General features: G+C 33.7%; 22 protein-coding genes. 18 read left to right on the top strand and 4 right to left on the bottom strand.

Features of this window, described 5'->3' with window-relative positions; genetic code table 11:
- Positions 1-342 precede the first annotated feature (342 nt).
- A complete protein-coding gene (gene rraA / locus BN1372_RS07270) occupies positions 343-837 on the bottom strand; it encodes a ribonuclease E activity regulator RraA (RefSeq protein ID WP_407656451.1) in 495 nt (164 codons plus the stop codon).
- Positions 838-1080: 243 nt separating this feature from the next.
- Between rraA and BN1372_RS07265 the strand changes: the two genes are divergently transcribed.
- The 6 genes from BN1372_RS07265 (at position 1081) to BN1372_RS07245 (ending at position 6176) form a co-directional block, all read left to right on the top strand.
- On the top strand, positions 1081-2748 hold the full coding sequence (locus BN1372_RS07265; protein WP_062198167.1) for a C40 family peptidase: 1668 nt from the start codon (positions 1081-1083) through the stop codon (positions 2746-2748).
- Between the two features lie 204 nt (positions 2749-2952).
- Complete coding sequence (locus BN1372_RS07260) at positions 2953-3810, top strand: CvfB family protein (protein WP_062198166.1); 858 nt, start codon at positions 2953-2955, stop codon at positions 3808-3810.
- A 203-nt stretch (positions 3811-4013) separates the two neighbouring features.
- Entirely contained in the window at positions 4014-4532 is a 519-nt protein-coding gene (locus BN1372_RS07255; RefSeq protein WP_062198165.1) for a hypothetical protein, read from the top strand.
- Positions 4533-4585: 53 nt separating this feature from the next.
- Positions 4586-4741, top strand: coding sequence for a YycC family protein (locus BN1372_RS14605; RefSeq protein ID WP_074018149.1), 156 nt, complete (start codon positions 4586-4588; stop codon positions 4739-4741).
- Positions 4742-4817: 76 nt separating this feature from the next.
- Positions 4818-5630, top strand: coding sequence for an enoyl-CoA hydratase/isomerase family protein (locus tag BN1372_RS07250; protein ID WP_062198164.1), 813 nt, complete (start codon positions 4818-4820; stop codon positions 5628-5630).
- A 6-nt stretch (positions 5631-5636) separates the two neighbouring features.
- Positions 5637-6176 carry a hydrolase gene (locus BN1372_RS07245; RefSeq protein ID WP_062198163.1) on the top strand — a complete coding sequence of 180 codons (540 nt, stop codon included), beginning with the start codon at positions 5637-5639 and terminating at the stop codon, positions 6174-6176.
- A gap of 30 nt (positions 6177-6206) precedes the next feature.
- Here BN1372_RS07245 and BN1372_RS14965 read toward each other — a convergent pair whose 3' ends face one another.
- A complete protein-coding gene (locus BN1372_RS14965) occupies positions 6207-6815 on the bottom strand; it encodes a CAP domain-containing protein (protein ID WP_082418988.1) in 609 nt (202 codons plus the stop codon).
- Between the two features lie 198 nt (positions 6816-7013).
- Here BN1372_RS14965 and BN1372_RS07235 point away from each other — a divergent pair, with 198 nt between their 5' ends.
- Together BN1372_RS07235 and BN1372_RS07230 are read left to right on the top strand one after the other, a co-directional pair.
- Positions 7014-7319: a hypothetical protein gene (locus tag BN1372_RS07235; RefSeq protein ID WP_062198162.1), complete on the top strand. Its 306-nt coding sequence runs from the start codon at positions 7014-7016 to the stop codon at positions 7317-7319.
- Positions 7309-7749, top strand: a complete 441-nt coding sequence (locus BN1372_RS07230; RefSeq protein ID WP_062198161.1) for a DUF1284 domain-containing protein — start codon at positions 7309-7311, stop codon at positions 7747-7749. Before BN1372_RS07235 ends, BN1372_RS07230 begins: the two co-directional genes overlap by 11 nt.
- 28 nt (positions 7750-7777) lie before the next feature.
- Here BN1372_RS07230 and BN1372_RS07225 read toward each other — a convergent pair whose 3' ends face one another.
- Both BN1372_RS07225 and BN1372_RS07220 read right to left on the bottom strand, forming a co-directional pair.
- Positions 7778-8125, bottom strand: coding sequence for a DUF3905 domain-containing protein (locus tag BN1372_RS07225; protein ID WP_062198160.1), 348 nt, complete (start codon positions 8123-8125; stop codon positions 7778-7780).
- 39 nt (positions 8126-8164) lie between these two features.
- Positions 8165-8407, bottom strand: a complete 243-nt coding sequence (locus BN1372_RS07220) for a hypothetical protein (protein ID WP_062198159.1) — start codon at positions 8405-8407, stop codon at positions 8165-8167.
- A 183-nt stretch (positions 8408-8590) separates the two neighbouring features.
- On the opposite strand from BN1372_RS07220, the gene BN1372_RS07215 reads away from it, so the two are divergent.
- The 10 genes from BN1372_RS07215 (at position 8591) to BN1372_RS07175 (ending at position 16259) form a co-directional block, all read left to right on the top strand.
- The gene (locus tag BN1372_RS07215) at positions 8591-10009 is read left to right on the top strand and encodes a PAS domain-containing sensor histidine kinase (RefSeq protein WP_062198158.1); all 1419 of its coding nucleotides are present in this window, start codon (positions 8591-8593) and stop codon (positions 10007-10009) included.
- Positions 10010-10031: 22 nt separating this feature from the next.
- Complete coding sequence (locus BN1372_RS07210; RefSeq protein WP_062198157.1) at positions 10032-10934, top strand: EamA family transporter; 903 nt, start codon at positions 10032-10034, stop codon at positions 10932-10934.
- Between the two features lie 86 nt (positions 10935-11020).
- Positions 11021-11896: a hypothetical protein gene (locus BN1372_RS07205; RefSeq protein WP_062198156.1), complete on the top strand. Its 876-nt coding sequence runs from the start codon at positions 11021-11023 to the stop codon at positions 11894-11896.
- 102 nt (positions 11897-11998) lie between these two features.
- Positions 11999-12433, top strand: coding sequence for a BrxA/BrxB family bacilliredoxin (locus tag BN1372_RS07200; protein WP_062198155.1), 435 nt, complete (start codon positions 11999-12001; stop codon positions 12431-12433).
- 175 nt (positions 12434-12608) lie between these two features.
- Positions 12609-12824: a hypothetical protein gene (locus BN1372_RS07195; RefSeq protein WP_062198154.1), complete on the top strand. Its 216-nt coding sequence runs from the start codon at positions 12609-12611 to the stop codon at positions 12822-12824.
- A complete protein-coding gene (locus BN1372_RS15165; protein ID WP_154662975.1) occupies positions 12824-12997 on the top strand; it encodes a hypothetical protein in 174 nt (57 codons plus the stop codon). Before BN1372_RS07195 ends, BN1372_RS15165 begins: the two co-directional genes overlap by 1 nt.
- Before the next feature lie 170 nt (positions 12998-13167).
- Positions 13168-13911: a metal ABC transporter ATP-binding protein gene (locus tag BN1372_RS07190; protein ID WP_062201167.1), complete on the top strand. Its 744-nt coding sequence runs from the start codon at positions 13168-13170 to the stop codon at positions 13909-13911.
- 17 nt (positions 13912-13928) lie between these two features.
- Entirely contained in the window at positions 13929-14771 is an 843-nt protein-coding gene (locus tag BN1372_RS07185) for a metal ABC transporter permease (protein WP_147515350.1), read from the top strand.
- 21 nt (positions 14772-14792) lie between these two features.
- On the top strand, positions 14793-15956 hold the full coding sequence (locus BN1372_RS07180) for an LL-diaminopimelate aminotransferase (RefSeq protein WP_062201164.1): 1164 nt from the start codon (positions 14793-14795) through the stop codon (positions 15954-15956).
- 60 nt (positions 15957-16016) lie between these two features.
- Complete coding sequence (locus BN1372_RS07175; protein WP_062198152.1) at positions 16017-16259, top strand: hypothetical protein; 243 nt, start codon at positions 16017-16019, stop codon at positions 16257-16259.
- Positions 16260-16331: the final 72 nt, after the last annotated feature.

Below are 16331 nucleotides of genomic sequence, written 5' to 3'. Positions count from 1 at the left end.
CACTTCTTTCTGTTTGAATTTTGTCTGGTAACTTAATTTTATCAGAAAGTGTCCTTTTTTTGATAAAAAAAAATAAAGCCAGTGAAATTTTACGTTGAGTAAAAATTTCACTGGCTTTTTCAGTTCAGAGGAGGGTTTTGTCCCAGCCTCTTTTTGTTCCTCAATAGGCATAGTAAGATTCTCATTTTACATGAAAGTAGCTCCACGTTTGAAAACTAGGTTACGACACTTTCCTTTTAGGATAAATGGTTATCAGAATAACTTGAAAAAGATAAATGATCCATTCCATCTTCTTTTGAAAAGAAAAGCATTATATTAAAAAATTTCTTTTACTGTAAAAAATTATTTTATGTGAAGAGGGTTTTTTGCTACAACAATCCCGTCCTCATCTGCATAGACGTAATCTCCAGGAATCCAATTTACGTGTCCAAATTGTAGGGTTACATTTTTTTGCCCTTTTCCTTGTTTCACACTTTTTTTAGGATGTGTTCCTAGGGCAAATACTCCAACAGGGATCGTTTTTAAATCCCCAGCATCTCGCACGCGTCCGTGAACAATAATGCCTGCAATATTTCTTTTTTCAGCGATAGCAGCTAAATTATCTCCAAGTAAGGCGCAATAATCTGAATTTCTTCCATCAACGACTAATACTGCCCCTTCTGGAATTTCTTCAAGTGAAGAACGGACATGTGTATTATCATTTAAAACATCTACTGTGTAGATAGTCCCATGAAAAAAATCCTTTCCCCCAAAAGAACGCCATTGAAGCGAACAAATTTGAAGAATATCAGAAAAATCATCACATAAGTCAGTGGTTTTTACCAATGGTTGTTCCATTTTATCAATCTCCCCTTTATCTAAAAATTGACATGATTCCATTTCACCTATTCGACAAATACTCTAAAATTCCTTTAAATTTTGAATAAAAAAGTAATTTTTTTTGTTTTTTTAGGGAAATGGTTGAGAAGTATGATAGATAGTGTTATAAAAGGACATAGAGAGGGTAAAAAGACTTAAGTGGTAATAGCATGAAAAAATTAGTGTTTAATAGCTGATTTTATAGAAAGGTAGGAGGTAAAGATGAAAAAAAGCAATACGGCAAAAAAGGTTTTTCTAACAACTGCTGCAGCTTCCATCGTTACTCCAGCTGTGAGTGCGTATGCAACAGAAATCACTATTCAGCCAGGAGATACGTTATCTAATTTGGCGAAAAAGTATAATACAACAGTTTCGGACTTAAAAAAACTAAATAGCCTTACTTCGGATATGATTTATGCAGGCGAAATCTTAAAAGTTCCAGGTCAAGAGACAAACGATGCAGGACAAAAGAAAGTAGTAAATGATACTAGAGCTTCTTATAAAGTCGAAGCGGGAGATAGTTTGTGGAAAATTGCAAAAAATGCCCAAATATCTGTTGATGCATTAAAAGCGACAAATCAGTTAGACTCAGACCTCATTTATGTTGGTCAATTATTGACGATTCCAAGTTCGAATCAAGTAGTTTCTAGTCCTGTTTCTAAAACAACGATAGTTAGTAATACACTAGTGAAACAAGGTACATATGTCATTCAACCGGGTGATACATTATCAAAAATCTCGAGAGAAACAGGTACTTCCATTTCAAATTTAAAAGCATATAATCAATTAAGTTCAGATCTTATTCATGCTGGAAAAACGTTAAATTTAACTGGTTCAACGGAAGCTCCTAAAGAAGTTGCCCAAGCTACAGAAACACCTTCTGTTAAAATTAATGTGCAAAATAATCAAAAAATAAATGGAACTTCTTATACAGTGCAGCCAGGAGATAGTTTATGGAAGATCGCTCGTAATAGTGGAGTTAGTGTAGGGCAGTTAAAACAATTAAATGGGCTTACATCAGATGCTATTTATGTCGGAATGACACTTTCTTTACAAGGAAAAGCATCTGAATCAAACGTCCAAACGACAACACCTAAAACAACACCAGTAGCAACAGAAGCGCCAAAACAACAAAAAACTAGTCAAACAATTACAGGAGACACATATGTGGTACAACCAGGAGATAGTTTGTGGAAGATTGCTCAAAAAACTGGTCTGACTGTTAATCAATTAAAACAATACAACCAATTAAATTCAGATCGGTTGAATGTAGGAACGAAGTTAAGCTTACAAAAAACTGGTCAAGTTGTACAAAATCAAACATCATCATCACCTGCACCGCAACCTGTTCAAGTTACGAATCAATCGACGTATAAAGTGCAAGCTGGTGATACGTTGTCTGGTATAGGTCAAAAATTTAATATGTCAGTCGATACGTTAAAAGCATTAAATCCTGAAGTATCAAATGGAATTGTATATATAGGCCAAACAATTAAAGTAGCAGGTACACCAAAACAAGTTGCTGCTCCTCAAGGAACAGGAAATATTATTTCCACTGCTAAACAGTTTATGGGTGTTCCGTATGTTTTTGGAGGAACAACGCCAGGTGGCTTTGATTGTAGTGGTTTTACGCAATATGTCTTTAAACAAAATGGTAAGTCCATTCCACGTACTGCTGCTGCACAGTATAATGCAGGTCAATCTGTTTCCCAACCACAAGTTGGAGATATGGTCTTCTTCGAAGGAACATACAAAAGTGGTGTTTCGCATAATGGTATCTACTTAGGAAATGGACAATTTATTCACGCTGATTCAACGAAAGGTGTGACGATCAGTAGCTTATCCAATTCTTATTGGAAAGCACACTATGCAGGAGCAAAACGTTTTTAATTCATAAAAAGAAACGAAAAGCTAACAATTCCTTAGCTTTTCGTTTTTTTTTGAAACAATAAAGGGTATGATTAATAAAGATAGTTGTAGAAAGAGATTATTTATCTTATGATGAAGAATCATGAAATTTGTAGAAATTTTCATTCGTACAAAAACATTTAAAAATCTGTGTTTGAATGGCGATAAATAAAAGGAGAATGAATGATGAATTTTTCAATTGATGCTGGTGATATGATGACATTAGAAGTTGTAAGAAAAGCTGACTTCGGCTATTTTTTATCTAATGGAGAAGAGGATGTGTTATTACATAATAATGAAATAACAGAGGATTTAGAAATTGGTAGTGAAGTAGAAGTATTTATTTATCAGGATCACAAAGGGCGAAATGCAGCAACAATGAAAAAACCAAAGATTACGACGTTGCATTATGATTTTGTGGAAGTAGCTGCTATCCAAGAACGATTAGGGGTTTTTGTTAATATCGGAATTCAAAAAGATATATTGATTTCTTTTGAAGATTTACCGAAAGATACAAAAAAATGGCCGCAAGTCGGTGATCAATTATTTTGTGGATTAAAATGCAATAAAAAAGGTCGTTTATTTGCAATGATTGCGACAGAAAATGTGATTGAATATGAACGAAAAGATGCGACGGAAGAATTGTTTAATGAAACGTTAAAAGGGAATGTTTACCGTATGCTTGATGATGGAGCCTTATTACTTACAGAAGACCGTTATGTTGCTTTTATTTATAAGGACGATCAAACACACCCATTACGCCTTGGGGAAGAAGTTACCTTTCGAGTTAGCTTTGTAAAAGAAAACGGGAAAGTGAATGGATCGATGCGTCCACGAAAAGAAGTTAGTTATGTGCAAGATTCAGAACACATTTTTCAATATTTGAAAGAACGTCAACAAATGCCATATACTGATAAAACTAGCCCGGAAATTATTAAAGAAAAATTTCAAATGAGTAAAGCGGCATTTAAACGGGCATTAGGGAAATTAATGAAGGAAAATAAGATTGAGCAAAAAGACGGTTGGACACGCTTGAGAAGATAATTATAGTAAAAGAAAAGTGCGTTTTTTATGTTTTATTCTGCAAATAGAATAGTTCGAACTATCCTTTTGATATGTTTGGTTTATACTAATGAAGACCGGTCGTTACTAAATAGTGACGACTTTTTTGGACATGTATGACAATACATAAGGTGGATAGGGTGATGATGTTTTGAACAAAAGTTACGTTTTAAAGGGAGGCGAAAATGTTGTTTGACCCAACAGCATACGAAAATATTAAAGTAGTTCTTGAAGGAGCCGTATATGATCAAGATTTAAACGGAAATATTACTGTTTCTAAAAGAGATGATATTGTGAACCTTGCTGCCATGAATCGGCGTTATCATATTTCTTTTTATTTAAAAAATAAACCAATTAGTGCACAAGCTACACTTTCCCTTTATAGTGATACAGAACAATTATTAGGTGAAATTTTAGGGTGGGAGGAATTTGCCCCTTATTCTGCTTATTTAGTAGTAGAATTTAAAATAAATGTTAAACAACCAAATTTAGAACAATCTTTTATTGATAAACAAATGAAGAAAATTTGGGGGGATGCGTTTGAAGTAGAATATACGTATTCTTTCCAAAAGATAGACCAAGAAATTTTTCCAACAATGATGCAATTTAAACCAATGGTCATCAAAGAAGATAAAATGGATACGATGGCTGTTATTGTTTCAAACGTAACGAAATCATTAGAGTGGCTTGTGTATAGACGATAAAAATTATTCATCATACAATAGTGTGCTTTTTGATAGAAAAGGAGGTGCGACACATGAGACCTTTACAAATTTCTCCTGAAACTGCTATGAAATTAGCTGAAAAATTGAACGTACCAATAGAACAACTGATGCATATGCCGCAGCATATCTTAATACAAAAAATGATGGAGATTACACAAGAAAACGATAAAAAAACAGAAAATGAATAAGAATGTTATATAACAGTGAAAAAAAGTTATCCTCATGTTATAATAATAGAAAATATGAGAATCAGGGGGATAAAAAATGCGAGTAAAAATTCGACGTTTTGAACATGAAGGTAAAATTACCGTCCAAGAAGGATACGGTCTGGCTGTTATTTCTATTAATCGTCCCAGTAGTTTAAATGCGTTATCCTCTATTATGTGGCAAGAGTTAACATCCATCGCAAAAGATTTAAAATATTCAAAAAAAGCACGTGTCATTATTTTACGAGGAGTAGGTGGCCATTTAACTGCAGGATCTGATATTAAAGAATTCCATGTTATGTCCATTGAAGAAGCGAATAAAGCATTTTATTACATGGAAGAAGCAATTCGAGCATTTGAAAACCTTCCACAACCTACGATTGCAACAGTAGATGGAGTAGCTTTAGGAGCGGGATTTGAACTTGCTTTAGCTTGTGATTTAAGAGTCGGAACTAAAAATACAAAAATGGGTATTCCAGTTGGGCGTTTAGGAATTAAATTAAACCGTTCATTTGCAAAACGTATTAGCGATTTGATTGGTCCTAGCCGTACGAAAGATTTAGTATACACAGGTCGCTTGTTTAAAGGGAAAGAATGTGAAGAATTAGGTCTCATTAATTACTATGTAGAAAATGAAGATGTTGATCATTTTGTTATGAAGTTGGGTGAGAAAATATCTTTACAAGCACCTTCTTCTTTACGGGCAGTAAAAGAAGCAGTTAGCTACAATTCACCAAGAGTAGAGTATCCTTTTGAACACCCAGAACAAGTAGGAATGGTAGATCCAATTGATTTTCCTGAAGGGATTTCTTCTTTTGTAGAGAAAAGAAAACCTAGGTTCTACGTAAAAAAGAAAAATTCAATGGAGTGATTTTAGGTGTTAAAAAAAGAAGATACAGCGTTAGTGCTTATTGATGTGCAAGGCAAGTTAGCTTCTTTAATGGATGAACAAGATGAGCTCATTCAAAACTTAGAAATTTTAATAAAAGGAGCAATTTTTTTAAATATTCCGATTCTTTGGTTGGAACAATATCCAGAAGGACTAGGGGAGACTATTCCTGAAATCAAATCATTATTAATGGAACAAACACCCATTGCAAAGCGTTGTTTTAGTAGCTGTTTAAAAGATGAATTTATGGATAGACTAAAAGAAACAAATTGCAAACAAATATTAGTCTCGGGGATTGAATCGCATATTTGTGTATATCAAACCGTTCGTGATTTGTTGCAGTTACAATATGAAGTAGAAGTGGTCGTGGATGCTGTATCTTCTAGAACGAAATCGAACAAAGAAATTGGATTACAAAAAATGTTCCAGTTAGGTGCGAAGGCTACTAGCGTGGAAATGGCACTTTTTGAACTTTTAAAAGAAGCAGTTGGGGACGAATTTAAACAAGTTAGTAAGCTAGTAAAATAAACAGGCTGCACTCTCGCAGCCTGTTTATTTTTATCCTTTAAATAATTGGACAAACATTTTCCCGTAAGGACCGCCATTTACAATGCCGATTCCTACTTCAGTATATTGAGAATTTAAGATATTCGCACGATGTCCTGTAGAATTCATTAAGGACGTATGAGCTTTTTGAACTGTTTGATTTCCTGCAATATTTTCTCCAGCAGTGCGGTATGAAATCCCGTATTTTTTGAGCATATCAAAAGGGGATCCATAAGTAGGGGATTGATGACTGAAATAGTTGTTGTCAATCATATCTTGAGCTTTTAAACGGGCTACTTTCGTCATTTCGTTATTAATAGTTAATGGTTGTAAGCCTTGTTTTTTTCGTTCTGCATTGATTAATTCTACCATTTCTTTTTCTTCAGCTGTTACATTTGTTGTTGTTTGCGTTGGGGCATATGGTATGTTCGTAGTTGTTGGGTTTGTTGGCGTTTGTGCTGATGCATTAGTCGTTACATTTGGTTTTTTTAACGTATAATAATGGTAGTAGTTCTTTTTAGACGAATATTTTTTTGCTTCTGCTTCCCCTTGGTTTCCGATAAAACTTGTAGATAGTAATGAAAGAGATAAAAGTAAAATACATGTTCTTTTTTTGCGCATGATGCACCTCCTGATGTTTTTCACTTATTTCTTCGACACAAACTAATAAAACTATGTCGTAAAATAGTAGTGTAAATATTGGAAGTTTATTGACTGTTAGAAAGCGAGTTTATAAAGGAATCTTCTATTCAGAGGGCTTAAATTCGATATTTCAAGATATACTAAAAGAAAAAAATTAAAAAAGAAAGGAAGACGTATATGTTTGAAAAAGTAAAAAAATTATTTTTAGTTGCGATGAATGATTGGGATATGATGCAAAAAACAGAGGGGGACGAGGGGGAGGATTGGGCAATTCGTTTTGAACAGCACTATTATGATTTCTCTGATGCTTTGCGAGAATGGATGTATCAACAAAAAACGCTTCCTAAGACGTTAGAAGAAGCGTATGAACTAAAGGAAATTAAATGGATACAAGACAACACACCTGCTCCATTACAATTAAATTTAGACATTGAAGTAGAAGAAATCATCGAAAAGAGAGTGTTGACGCGATATGATGATTAAAAAAAGAAAGATTCGTGCGCATCATTTATTATGTTTACATGGATTTAAGGGGATGGGATATAGTCCTGAATTTGTAGAAGGAATGACAGAATATGTACAAGAAATGTGGAATCCTAATCAACCAGTACAATTAACCGTTATCATCGGTCAAGATGAACTTTGTAAAAATTGTCCACATGATGGAGGGGAAGTTTGTTTATCGGCAGATCGTCTAGTTCGACAGATTGATCAAAAAACAGTGGAGAAATTACGTCTTACACCTAACCAGACATATCAAAAGGAAGAATTGTTGCATCAAACAGCTGAGAATATTCAACCAGAAGATTTGGAATATATATGTAAAGGTTGTCAGTGGCTAGAGATGGGGGTATGTAAAGAAGGAATAAAACAATTAAAAAATGGGGTACATACATTTTTTGTAAAAAAATAAAATTGAAAAAGGAGCAACAAATGCTCCTTTAGTCTTTTGAGTAACTGACATCCTTTGTCGGATGCATAAAACGAGTTTCAGGATTACTACGTCTTTTTTCTTCTAATAATTGATGGTTTTCCTTTGCATTCCAACCAATATCGTTCGTTGGATGTACCCATTGATCACCAGCCATGGTAGCAGGATCTGTTTCTTTTGACCATTGATTCAGCGGAGAGTGTTCAGAGTCGTAATGGCTATCACCAATGATAACCCCATGTTTATTTATAAATGGCTTTTCTACCTTTATATTTGTCCCTTTAAAGGATGGGGCGCTAATTTGATGAGGCATTGTTTCATCAATCATGACGGATTTGAGTTCTTCGTCTTTTGGCATCATAATCCTCCTTTCTTTTTTAGTTTGATTCAAGGAGGGTTATTTATACCGACGTTTTTTTATTTCATTTTTGTATTGAATAACAGCACTTAAAATAAACGAATCACTTCCTACTTTACAACCATCAATGGTAAATAATAATGGTTTTTGATACATATAACGAACAAAGGCATAATTTGCCCAATCTCCAACTGGATAAAATGAAATTTCATATAGTTCATAATAAGTCGTTAATAATGGAAATTTAGAAAAACGTTTTGTCGTAAATTCATCGACTAGCATATGTTTCTTCCTCTCACTTTTTGTTTTATTCTACTATGTAATGTTGTCAAATAAAAATGTAAAAAGAAATATTAAAAAAATGTGAAAAATTAAAGGAATTTTATGAAATGAACTGTAATAATATGTACTAGACATAGTTATCTAAAAATAATTGTCGAATTTTGGATTTTGGGAGGCATGGTGATGAATTCGATTACAAATCACGAATCATCTGAAGCAACCTCACAGCTAGTGGCATCTGCATCAATTATTCAAGGATTATTTATCCGATTTGATCAGCATTTTAACATTATAAGAGCTTCAACACAGTGTGAACAATTACTTGGATATTCAAATCAAGAATTAGTTGGGAGATCATTTTGTCATTTTATCCACCCGGAAGATGCACAACGATTAACTTGGTATTATAATGCATACTTGAAACATAAAAAAGAAAAAGATTATTTTAAAGTAGTGTATCGTATTCTAACAAAAAATAATGGGTATGAGTGGTTAGAGAGTATTTTTTGGGTAAAAAAATCAAACGGAGATAAAATACTTGGTTTTATTGGATATGCAACGAGAGCGCTTCGTTTTGCAAAGCATTATGAATTAATAAGGACACAAACAAAGTGGTTTCAATCCATATTAGAAGATTTAAGACAACCAATCGCAATTGTATTTGAGGATTTATACATATATGCAAATCGTGCCTATGTAGAGCTATTTTTTGATAAAAAAGAATATTCCCTAAGTGGTTGTTATATTTCAAATTTTTTATCAAAAGAATCATCTGATTGGATGACGAAAAAAATCCAATCGATAGAAGAAAATGATCAATGCGAACGTCTAATTACTTCGTATTGCGGAAAAATGATTGATGCTTCGATTCGATTTTCTTCAATTGATGATGGAAAATGTCCATTAATAAAAATAGAAATGGAAGATTTATCAGAACAAAAAAAAGTAAGAGAGGTAATGCTTCATTCCGAAAAGTTATCTGCCGTAGGACAATTAGCAGCAGGTATTGCACATGAAATTCGTAATCCATTAACAGCGATAAAAGGTTTTATTCAGTTATTAGAATCGAATTCACATCCATATTTAAAGATTATTTTGGATGAAATAAGTCGGATTGAAACGATTATTTCAGAGTTATTATTATTATCAAAGCCGCACAATAAAAAAATGAAAAGCATAAATATTTTTTCCGTCATTCAACAAGTAATTGATTTAATGAAACCACACGCCATGATGAATAATGTGTATATACATGTCAAAGATTTATCTTCTACATTATTATTGTGTTGTGATCAAAATCAAATGAAACAAGTATTTTTAAATATTATTAAAAATGCGATAGAAGCGATGGAAAAGAGGGGGAATATTTATATTGATATACTTGAAACAGACGGTTCTTTTCAAGTAGTTGTTCAAGATGAAGGGGTTGGTATTCCGAAAGAATTAATACCGAAAATAAAACAGCCTTTTTTTACAACAAAGGAAAAAGGGACAGGATTAGGCTTAATGATTTGTGATCAGATTGTGCGTGAACACGGTGGGATGATGGATTTTCAGTGCCTAGAAAAAGGAACAAAAGTGACCATTACATTGCCAAAATAGACAACATAGAAAGTGGGATAAAATGAAAGCAATTATTATTGTGTTAGTAGGAGCCATTAGTTATGGAATTTTATCGACTATTGTAAAAATAGCATACGCAGAAGGATTTACTGTTCAAGAAGTATCTGGTGCACAATTTGGAATAGCTACCATCATCATTTGGATTATTGCCTTTTTTAAAATGAAAAAACAACTTTCCGTAGTAAAACCGTCACAAGTTGTTTCCTTATTACTTGTTGGCATTACAAGTGGGTTAACCGGCGTATTTTATTACAGCTCATTACAATATGTACCAGCTTCTTTAGCCATTATTTTATTATTTCAATTTACTTGGATTGGAGTTGTTATTGATTCAGTTGTCAATCAAAAAAAACCAACAAGAGAAACGATTTTTTCATTAATTATGCTTGCAATTGGAACAATATTCGCAAGTGAATTAATGGGAAAACAAAGCGGTAATATTCCCTTTTTAGGAATTTTATTTGGCTTATTTTCGGCTATAACATATAGTTTGTTTGTGTTTTTTAGTGGGAAAGTAAGCCAAAATGTTCATTCTATTTTGAGAAGTACATTTATTATTACGGGCGCAATGATAACCGTTTTTATCGTTTATCCGCCAATGTTTATATTCCATCAGCCTACGTCTTATCATTTGTTTTTTTATGGATTACTACTTGCGCTTTTTGGTCCTATTTTACCTACCTTAGCATTTACATATGGTGTGCCTAAAATTGGTCCAGGGTTAGCGACAATCCTTGGGGCTGCGGAGTTACCAACGGTCCTTATATCTTCTATGCTCATTTTAAAAGAAACGATTACACCTATACAGTGGTTAGGTGTAGGGATGATTTTACTCGCTATCGCTTTACCACAAATGAAATTTTTGCGTCATTCTAAAGCGATATGTAAGAAAAATCCAAAATAAAAGCGAGTTATTATATTGGAAAATTTGGTTTATTTCGATCAATGCGGTACAATAAAATAAAGAACAAAGAAAAGAGGCGACCGACATTGAGGTATACGGAATTACCAATTTGTCTATTAGGAAAAAAAGTACTGCTCGATCACGATAAAGAGTTTATTGTGAAACATCAAGAACCGGTTTCGAACAAACGAAGTGCTTGTTTACTCTTTCAAAAAGATGAGCCGTTCATTTATGCGGAGATAAACCATTTAGGTGAGTTTAGTGATTCATTTTTTATTGAAGAACATGAAACACCTCATTCTCGAGAAGTCATGAATCGTTACTTAATGATTAAAGATAAAAGAAAAACGCATCATTTAGCACAAAGTGACTTAAAACATGCATTAAAAACAACAGAAGGTTTAAAAGAAAATGGTAAGTTATTAAAGGTCATTGTAGATGAATATCTTCAAGACATTAAACATGTATGGCCTTCGAGATTAATTACTATCGAACGGATGCTAGGAAAAGAAGACTCCTCGATTATTTTACAAGGGTTAGAAGTTGCCTTAGCAAAAGCAAATCCTAAAAAGGCATTTGAGTTTTTACGGTTTCATCGTTTAGAATCGTATGTCCCGCTTTTATGGAAAACCAATCAACAAGACACAGCTGACTTAATCCAAGGAATCATTGATTACTATGAACAATATAATCAACATGTTTTATTAGATGATATTTTAGCCAATATAACAGAAGTGATTCATTTAGAAAAATATCAAGATATAAAAGAACTATTGATGTTTTTTTACTTTAAACGTCCAGTTGTTTTTGAAAAACGTTTCAAAAAGTTGTACAATCGAGCGAATAAAGAGTACGGACCAAAACGAAAAAAATGGTTACTATCTGTACTGAATGCTGGAGAAATCGGCATACCGAAACCGATGAAAGAAGAGATCTTAACATTCTTTAAGAAAAAAGCATGATTTTTTCTTCTTTCCTTGTTACAATGACTGTAAGATTGAAACAACTATTATGTTAAAACGTTTCAATTGAAAGCTTGGTTGAAATAGAAGGAGGATAAAAGAATGTCATTATCATTTGAAGAATATATGCGTCAATCGGTTCAACCGATGCGTGATGAACTTGTAGAAGCAGGATTTGAAGAATTAACAACGGAAGAAGAAGTAGATGCATTTATTCAACATGTAAAAGGGACGACATTAGTTGTAGTAAATAGTGTATGTGGCTGTGCTGCGGGACTTGCACGACCAGCGGCTATTCAATCATTTCATCATTCCAATCATCCTGATCATAAAGTAACAGTGTTTGCTGGACAAGATCGGGAAGCAACTGCAAAAATGCGGATGTACTTTGGTGATGTACCACCTTCATCTCCTTCTATGGCTATTTTAAAAAATGAACAACTTGTTCACTTTATTCCTAGAGAGCAGATAGAAGGTCAAGATGTAGAGGATATAGTAGCTAATGTAAAAAAAGCTTATGATGAGTATTGTAAATAAAAATGGATTTAATACCATATTAAAAGGAAATAGATGAAGAAAAACCTACCTAGGTTTATAATATTTATAAACAGGTAGGTTTTTCTGTAATTTAAACAAGAAAGAAATGGAGATTTTAAATTAGTAATTTGGGGTATAAACTAGCACATACTAGCATAAAAAGGAGGAATAGATTGTGACAAAAGACGAAATCATCCGAAAATTAACAGAAGAAAAATACGAAGAAATATTAGAATTAATTGAAGATGCAGAAAATGGGGAATTTGAAGTATTAGAGTTAGCGCCATCTTTAGGATTAATACGTGATCCAGCATTTAATCAAGAAGTTATTCAATTATTAGACTCGCTAGGAATCACAATTGAATATGTGGAAGAAGAGGATGAAGAATAATGAATCATCGAGTAACAGAAGAAGCATTAATGGTTGCAGAATATTATGAACAAATTCAAAAAATAATCAATGATGCTTATTTATCAGACGAAGATTATTTAGAGAAAGCGAAAGCTCATATTCCGAAAATTAGAACGATTTTAAATAAAATAGAGCATTTTTATGCGAAATAATAAAGAAAACTTCTATTCGTAACACCATGTGAACGCGGATAGAAGTTTTCTTTATCTTTTTGAATTGACAATAACGCTTAGAATCGTTAATCTATAATGTGCAAACAGAATCATTACGATTTAAAAAAGTAGCGAGAAAGGAAGAAGAATAAAAATTGAAAGAAAAAATAATGGAGATAGAGAGCGTTTCCTTTCATTACGGCGAAAAATATGTATTGAATAATATAAATCTTTCGATAGAAAAAGGATCGTTTACAGCGATTGTTGGTCCGAATGGTTCCGGAAAATCGACGTTATTAAAGTGTATTTTAGGTGTATTGCATCCACAAAAAGGAACAATTCGTTTATATGGAACCGAGATAGAAGCTTTCAAGGAATGGAATCGAATTGGATATGTTAGTCAGAAAGCGAATAGTTTTAATACTGAATTTCCAGCAAGTGTGTTTGAAGTAGTTTCGATGGGTCTATTTCGTAAAAAAGGTCTTTTTCGCAGGTTAAATAAACGAGATAAAGAAAAAGTAGTGGAAACACTTCGTTTAGTCGGAATGGAAAATTTTGCTAATAAGAGTATCGGAGAGCTTTCAGGAGGACAACAACAGCGGGTTTTTATTGCGCGTGCATTAGTAAGTAATCCGGAATTACTCGTATTAGATGAGCCGACTGTTGGGGTAGATGCAAAAAGTGTTTCAGCATTTTATGAATTACTAGAACATCTTCATCGTGAAAAAAAAATGACGTTACTTTTAGTTACGCATGATATCGGAGTGGCAACCAATCGGGTGACTAATGTCGTATGTCTAAACCAATGTGTATATTTCCATGGTGACGTAGAATCTTTTCAACATATACAAGAAAATGATGAATTAACCAAAGTGTACGGGCATTCAGTACAAGTGTTAGAGCATAATCACTAAAGAGAGGAGGAATGGTTTTGTTTTCCGATTTATGGACGTATGAATTTTTGCGAAATGCATTTTTTACAGGCATTCTTGTTGGAATTTTAGCACCAATGTTAGGAGTGTTTATCGTTGTAAGAAGACAAGCCTTAGTCGCAGATGCACTTAGTCACGTTACGCTCGCGGGTGTAGCGTTTAGTTTATTTTTAGGTAGGACGCAAACGTTTTTCCAAACGTTAAATCCGATTTATGGAGGAATTGCCTTTTCGGTTCTCGCTTCGTTATTTTTAGAACAACTCCGAAATGTATATAAACAATACAAAGAATTAGCGATTCCCATTATTTTATCTGGTGGAATCGGGATTAGTGTTGTTTTTATTTCGTTAGCGCAAGGATTTACAACTGATTTATTTAGTTATTTGTTTGGTTCGGTTACCGCGGTTAGTAAAAGCGATTTTTATATTGTATTAACTACGACTATTTTTGTCACAATCTTTTTGTTTCTTTTTTATAAAGAACTTTTCTTTTTGTCATTTGATGAAGAACAAGCGAAAATTTCTGGGATTAATGGGAAATGGCTAAATAAATTATTTATTATTTTAGTGGCAGTGGTTGTAGCTGCATCGATGAGGGTAGTAGGTATTTTACTTGTATCTTCCTTAATGACGCTACCTGTTGCGACCGCCATTAAAGTCGCAAAAAGTTTTAAATCCACTTTTTTCTTGTCCATTCTTTTTGGAGAAACTTCTGTTTTAATCGGACTTTTCTTAGGGTACTATTTAGAAATTGCTCCAGGTGGTACAATTGTCTTAACGAGCATCGTCATACTCATGTTATCGATTGTCATTCAAAAATGGCGCTTAAAAGTCGTGAAATAAGCAGGAGGGAATAAAGTGGAAATCGTTCAACCATCTAAGTTATTAACGTCATTTGCAGAAGGAATTTTTAATGAATTAAATGCGTATAAGCGAAAAAAAGAACAGTCAGGCTATCAAATGATTGATTTAAGCATAGGGAGCCCGGATCAAGCACCTAGTGAAGAAATCCGGAAGGTAATAGCAGAACAAGTGCTACGGGATAATTGTTATGGGTACTCTTTACATGGCACAGAAAAATTTCATGAAGCAGTAGCAAGTTTTTATAGAGACCAGTATGAGGTGGAGCTTGATGCTAAAAAAGAAGTACTTCAAACGATGGGTTCGCAAGATGGACTTGTCCATTTTCCGATGACCATTTGTAATCCAGGAGATATCGTCTTAGCGCCAGATCCAGGCTACACTGCCTATGAAGCGGGTATTACACTTGCACAAGCAAAATTATACCCGATGCCGTTATTAGAAGAAAATCAATTTTTACCTGACTTTCGTCAAATTCCAGAAGAAATGTTACAGAAAGCGAAAATGATGATTTTAAATTACCCAGGAAACCCTGTACCAACTCTTGCAACAAAATCATTTTTTGAAGAAGTAGTCCAAATAGCAAAAAGATATAATATTTTTATTGTCCATGATTTTGCTTATTCAGAACTTGTATTTGATCAACAACCTTTAAGTTTTTTATCTATTCCAGGTGCAAAAGATGTGGGGATTGAATTTAATTCACTCTCGAAAAGTTTTAATTTAGCAGGTGCGCGTGTTGCATACGTTGTAGGAAACGAGCATGCGTTACAATTGTTACAAAAGTTAAAATCCAATTTAGATTATGGTGTATTTTATCCAGTTCAACATGCAGCAACAGAAGCATTATCAACGTACCGAGCATTTGCAAAAGAAAATCGGGAAAGATATCAACAGCGTCGGGACGTGTTTGTAAGAGGTCTACGCGAGATAGGCTGGGATGTAGCATTACCAGAGGGTACGATGTTTGTTTGGGCGAAGGTACCGGAATCGTATACATCTGTGTCGTTCACCTATGAATTAATGGATAAAGCAAACGTCGTTGTAACACCAGGAAATGCTTTTGGTGCACACGGAGAAGGCTACGTCCGCATGGCCTTAGTTCAATCAATTGAACACTTGCAAGAGGCTGTGTTAAGAATTAAAAATAGCGGGATGATAAAGTAAAAATAGTCAAACGTTCGTTCTGAAAAAGCATATTAATAGAATAATAGGAAGTGAATGAATGTGACAGAAGAAGCACTAGTTTTTATATTTATCGAGTGGTGTAAAAAACATTCGTTAGACCCCATTCATATGTACGAAGAAACGTATCCAAATCAGCCGATTCCTGAATTATTAAAAGAAATGGTAAAAGAAGAAATGGTCTCTAATGCAGAAGTTTCAGACGAGGCAGTGTATCATGTCATGATGGATGCAGAACAATATGAACTAGCAGAAAAAATTTTCTCTTTTCTTTCTCAAAAATAAGTAGTAAAAAATCTACTTGTGGAAGATTGCTATCTGAAATAATTTATGAAAGTCCATTACCAGTCGGTGATG

Origin of the sequence: Massilibacterium senegalense (assembly GCF_001375675.1) — a bacterium.
Classification (GTDB): domain Bacteria; phylum Bacillota; class Bacilli; order Bacillales; family Massilibacteriaceae; genus Massilibacterium; species Massilibacterium senegalense.
Note: the sequence above shows the minus strand (reverse complement) of the source record. Positions and strands in the feature narration are given on the sequence as shown.

Excerpts from the sequence above, each read along its gene's own strand:
- BN1372_RS07190 (WP_062201167.1), top strand. The coding sequence starts at position 13,168 with ATGGAGATAGAGAGCGTTTCCTTTCATTACGGCGAAAAATATGTATTG.
- BN1372_RS07215 (WP_062198158.1), top strand. The coding sequence starts at position 8,591 with ATGAATTCGATTACAAATCACGAATCATCTGAAGCAACCTCACAGCTA.
- BN1372_RS07255 (WP_062198165.1), top strand. The coding sequence starts at position 4,014 with ATGTTGTTTGACCCAACAGCATACGAAAATATTAAAGTAGTTCTTGAA.
- BN1372_RS07220 (WP_062198159.1), bottom strand. The coding sequence starts at position 8,407 with ATGCTAGTCGATGAATTTACGACAAAACGTTTTTCTAAATTTCCATTA.
- BN1372_RS14605 (WP_074018149.1), top strand. The coding sequence starts at position 4,586 with ATGAGACCTTTACAAATTTCTCCTGAAACTGCTATGAAATTAGCTGAA.
- BN1372_RS07260 (WP_062198166.1), top strand. The coding sequence starts at position 2,953 with ATGAATTTTTCAATTGATGCTGGTGATATGATGACATTAGAAGTTGTA.
- rraA (WP_407656451.1), bottom strand. The coding sequence starts at position 837 with ATGGAACAACCATTGGTAAAAACCACTGACTTATGTGATGATTTTTCT.
- BN1372_RS15165 (WP_154662975.1), top strand. The coding sequence starts at position 12,824 with ATGAATCATCGAGTAACAGAAGAAGCATTAATGGTTGCAGAATATTAT.
- BN1372_RS07250 (WP_062198164.1), top strand. The coding sequence starts at position 4,818 with ATGCGAGTAAAAATTCGACGTTTTGAACATGAAGGTAAAATTACCGTC.
- BN1372_RS07265 (WP_062198167.1), top strand. The coding sequence starts at position 1,081 with ATGAAAAAAAGCAATACGGCAAAAAAGGTTTTTCTAACAACTGCTGCA.
- BN1372_RS07235 (WP_062198162.1), top strand. The coding sequence starts at position 7,014 with ATGTTTGAAAAAGTAAAAAAATTATTTTTAGTTGCGATGAATGATTGG.
- BN1372_RS14965 (WP_082418988.1), bottom strand. The coding sequence starts at position 6,815 with ATGCGCAAAAAAAGAACATGTATTTTACTTTTATCTCTTTCATTACTA.
- BN1372_RS07200 (WP_062198155.1), top strand. The coding sequence starts at position 11,999 with ATGTCATTATCATTTGAAGAATATATGCGTCAATCGGTTCAACCGATG.
- BN1372_RS07230 (WP_062198161.1), top strand. The coding sequence starts at position 7,309 with ATGATGATTAAAAAAAGAAAGATTCGTGCGCATCATTTATTATGTTTA.
- BN1372_RS07210 (WP_062198157.1), top strand. The coding sequence starts at position 10,032 with ATGAAAGCAATTATTATTGTGTTAGTAGGAGCCATTAGTTATGGAATT.
- BN1372_RS07225 (WP_062198160.1), bottom strand. The coding sequence starts at position 8,125 with ATGCCAAAAGACGAAGAACTCAAATCCGTCATGATTGATGAAACAATG.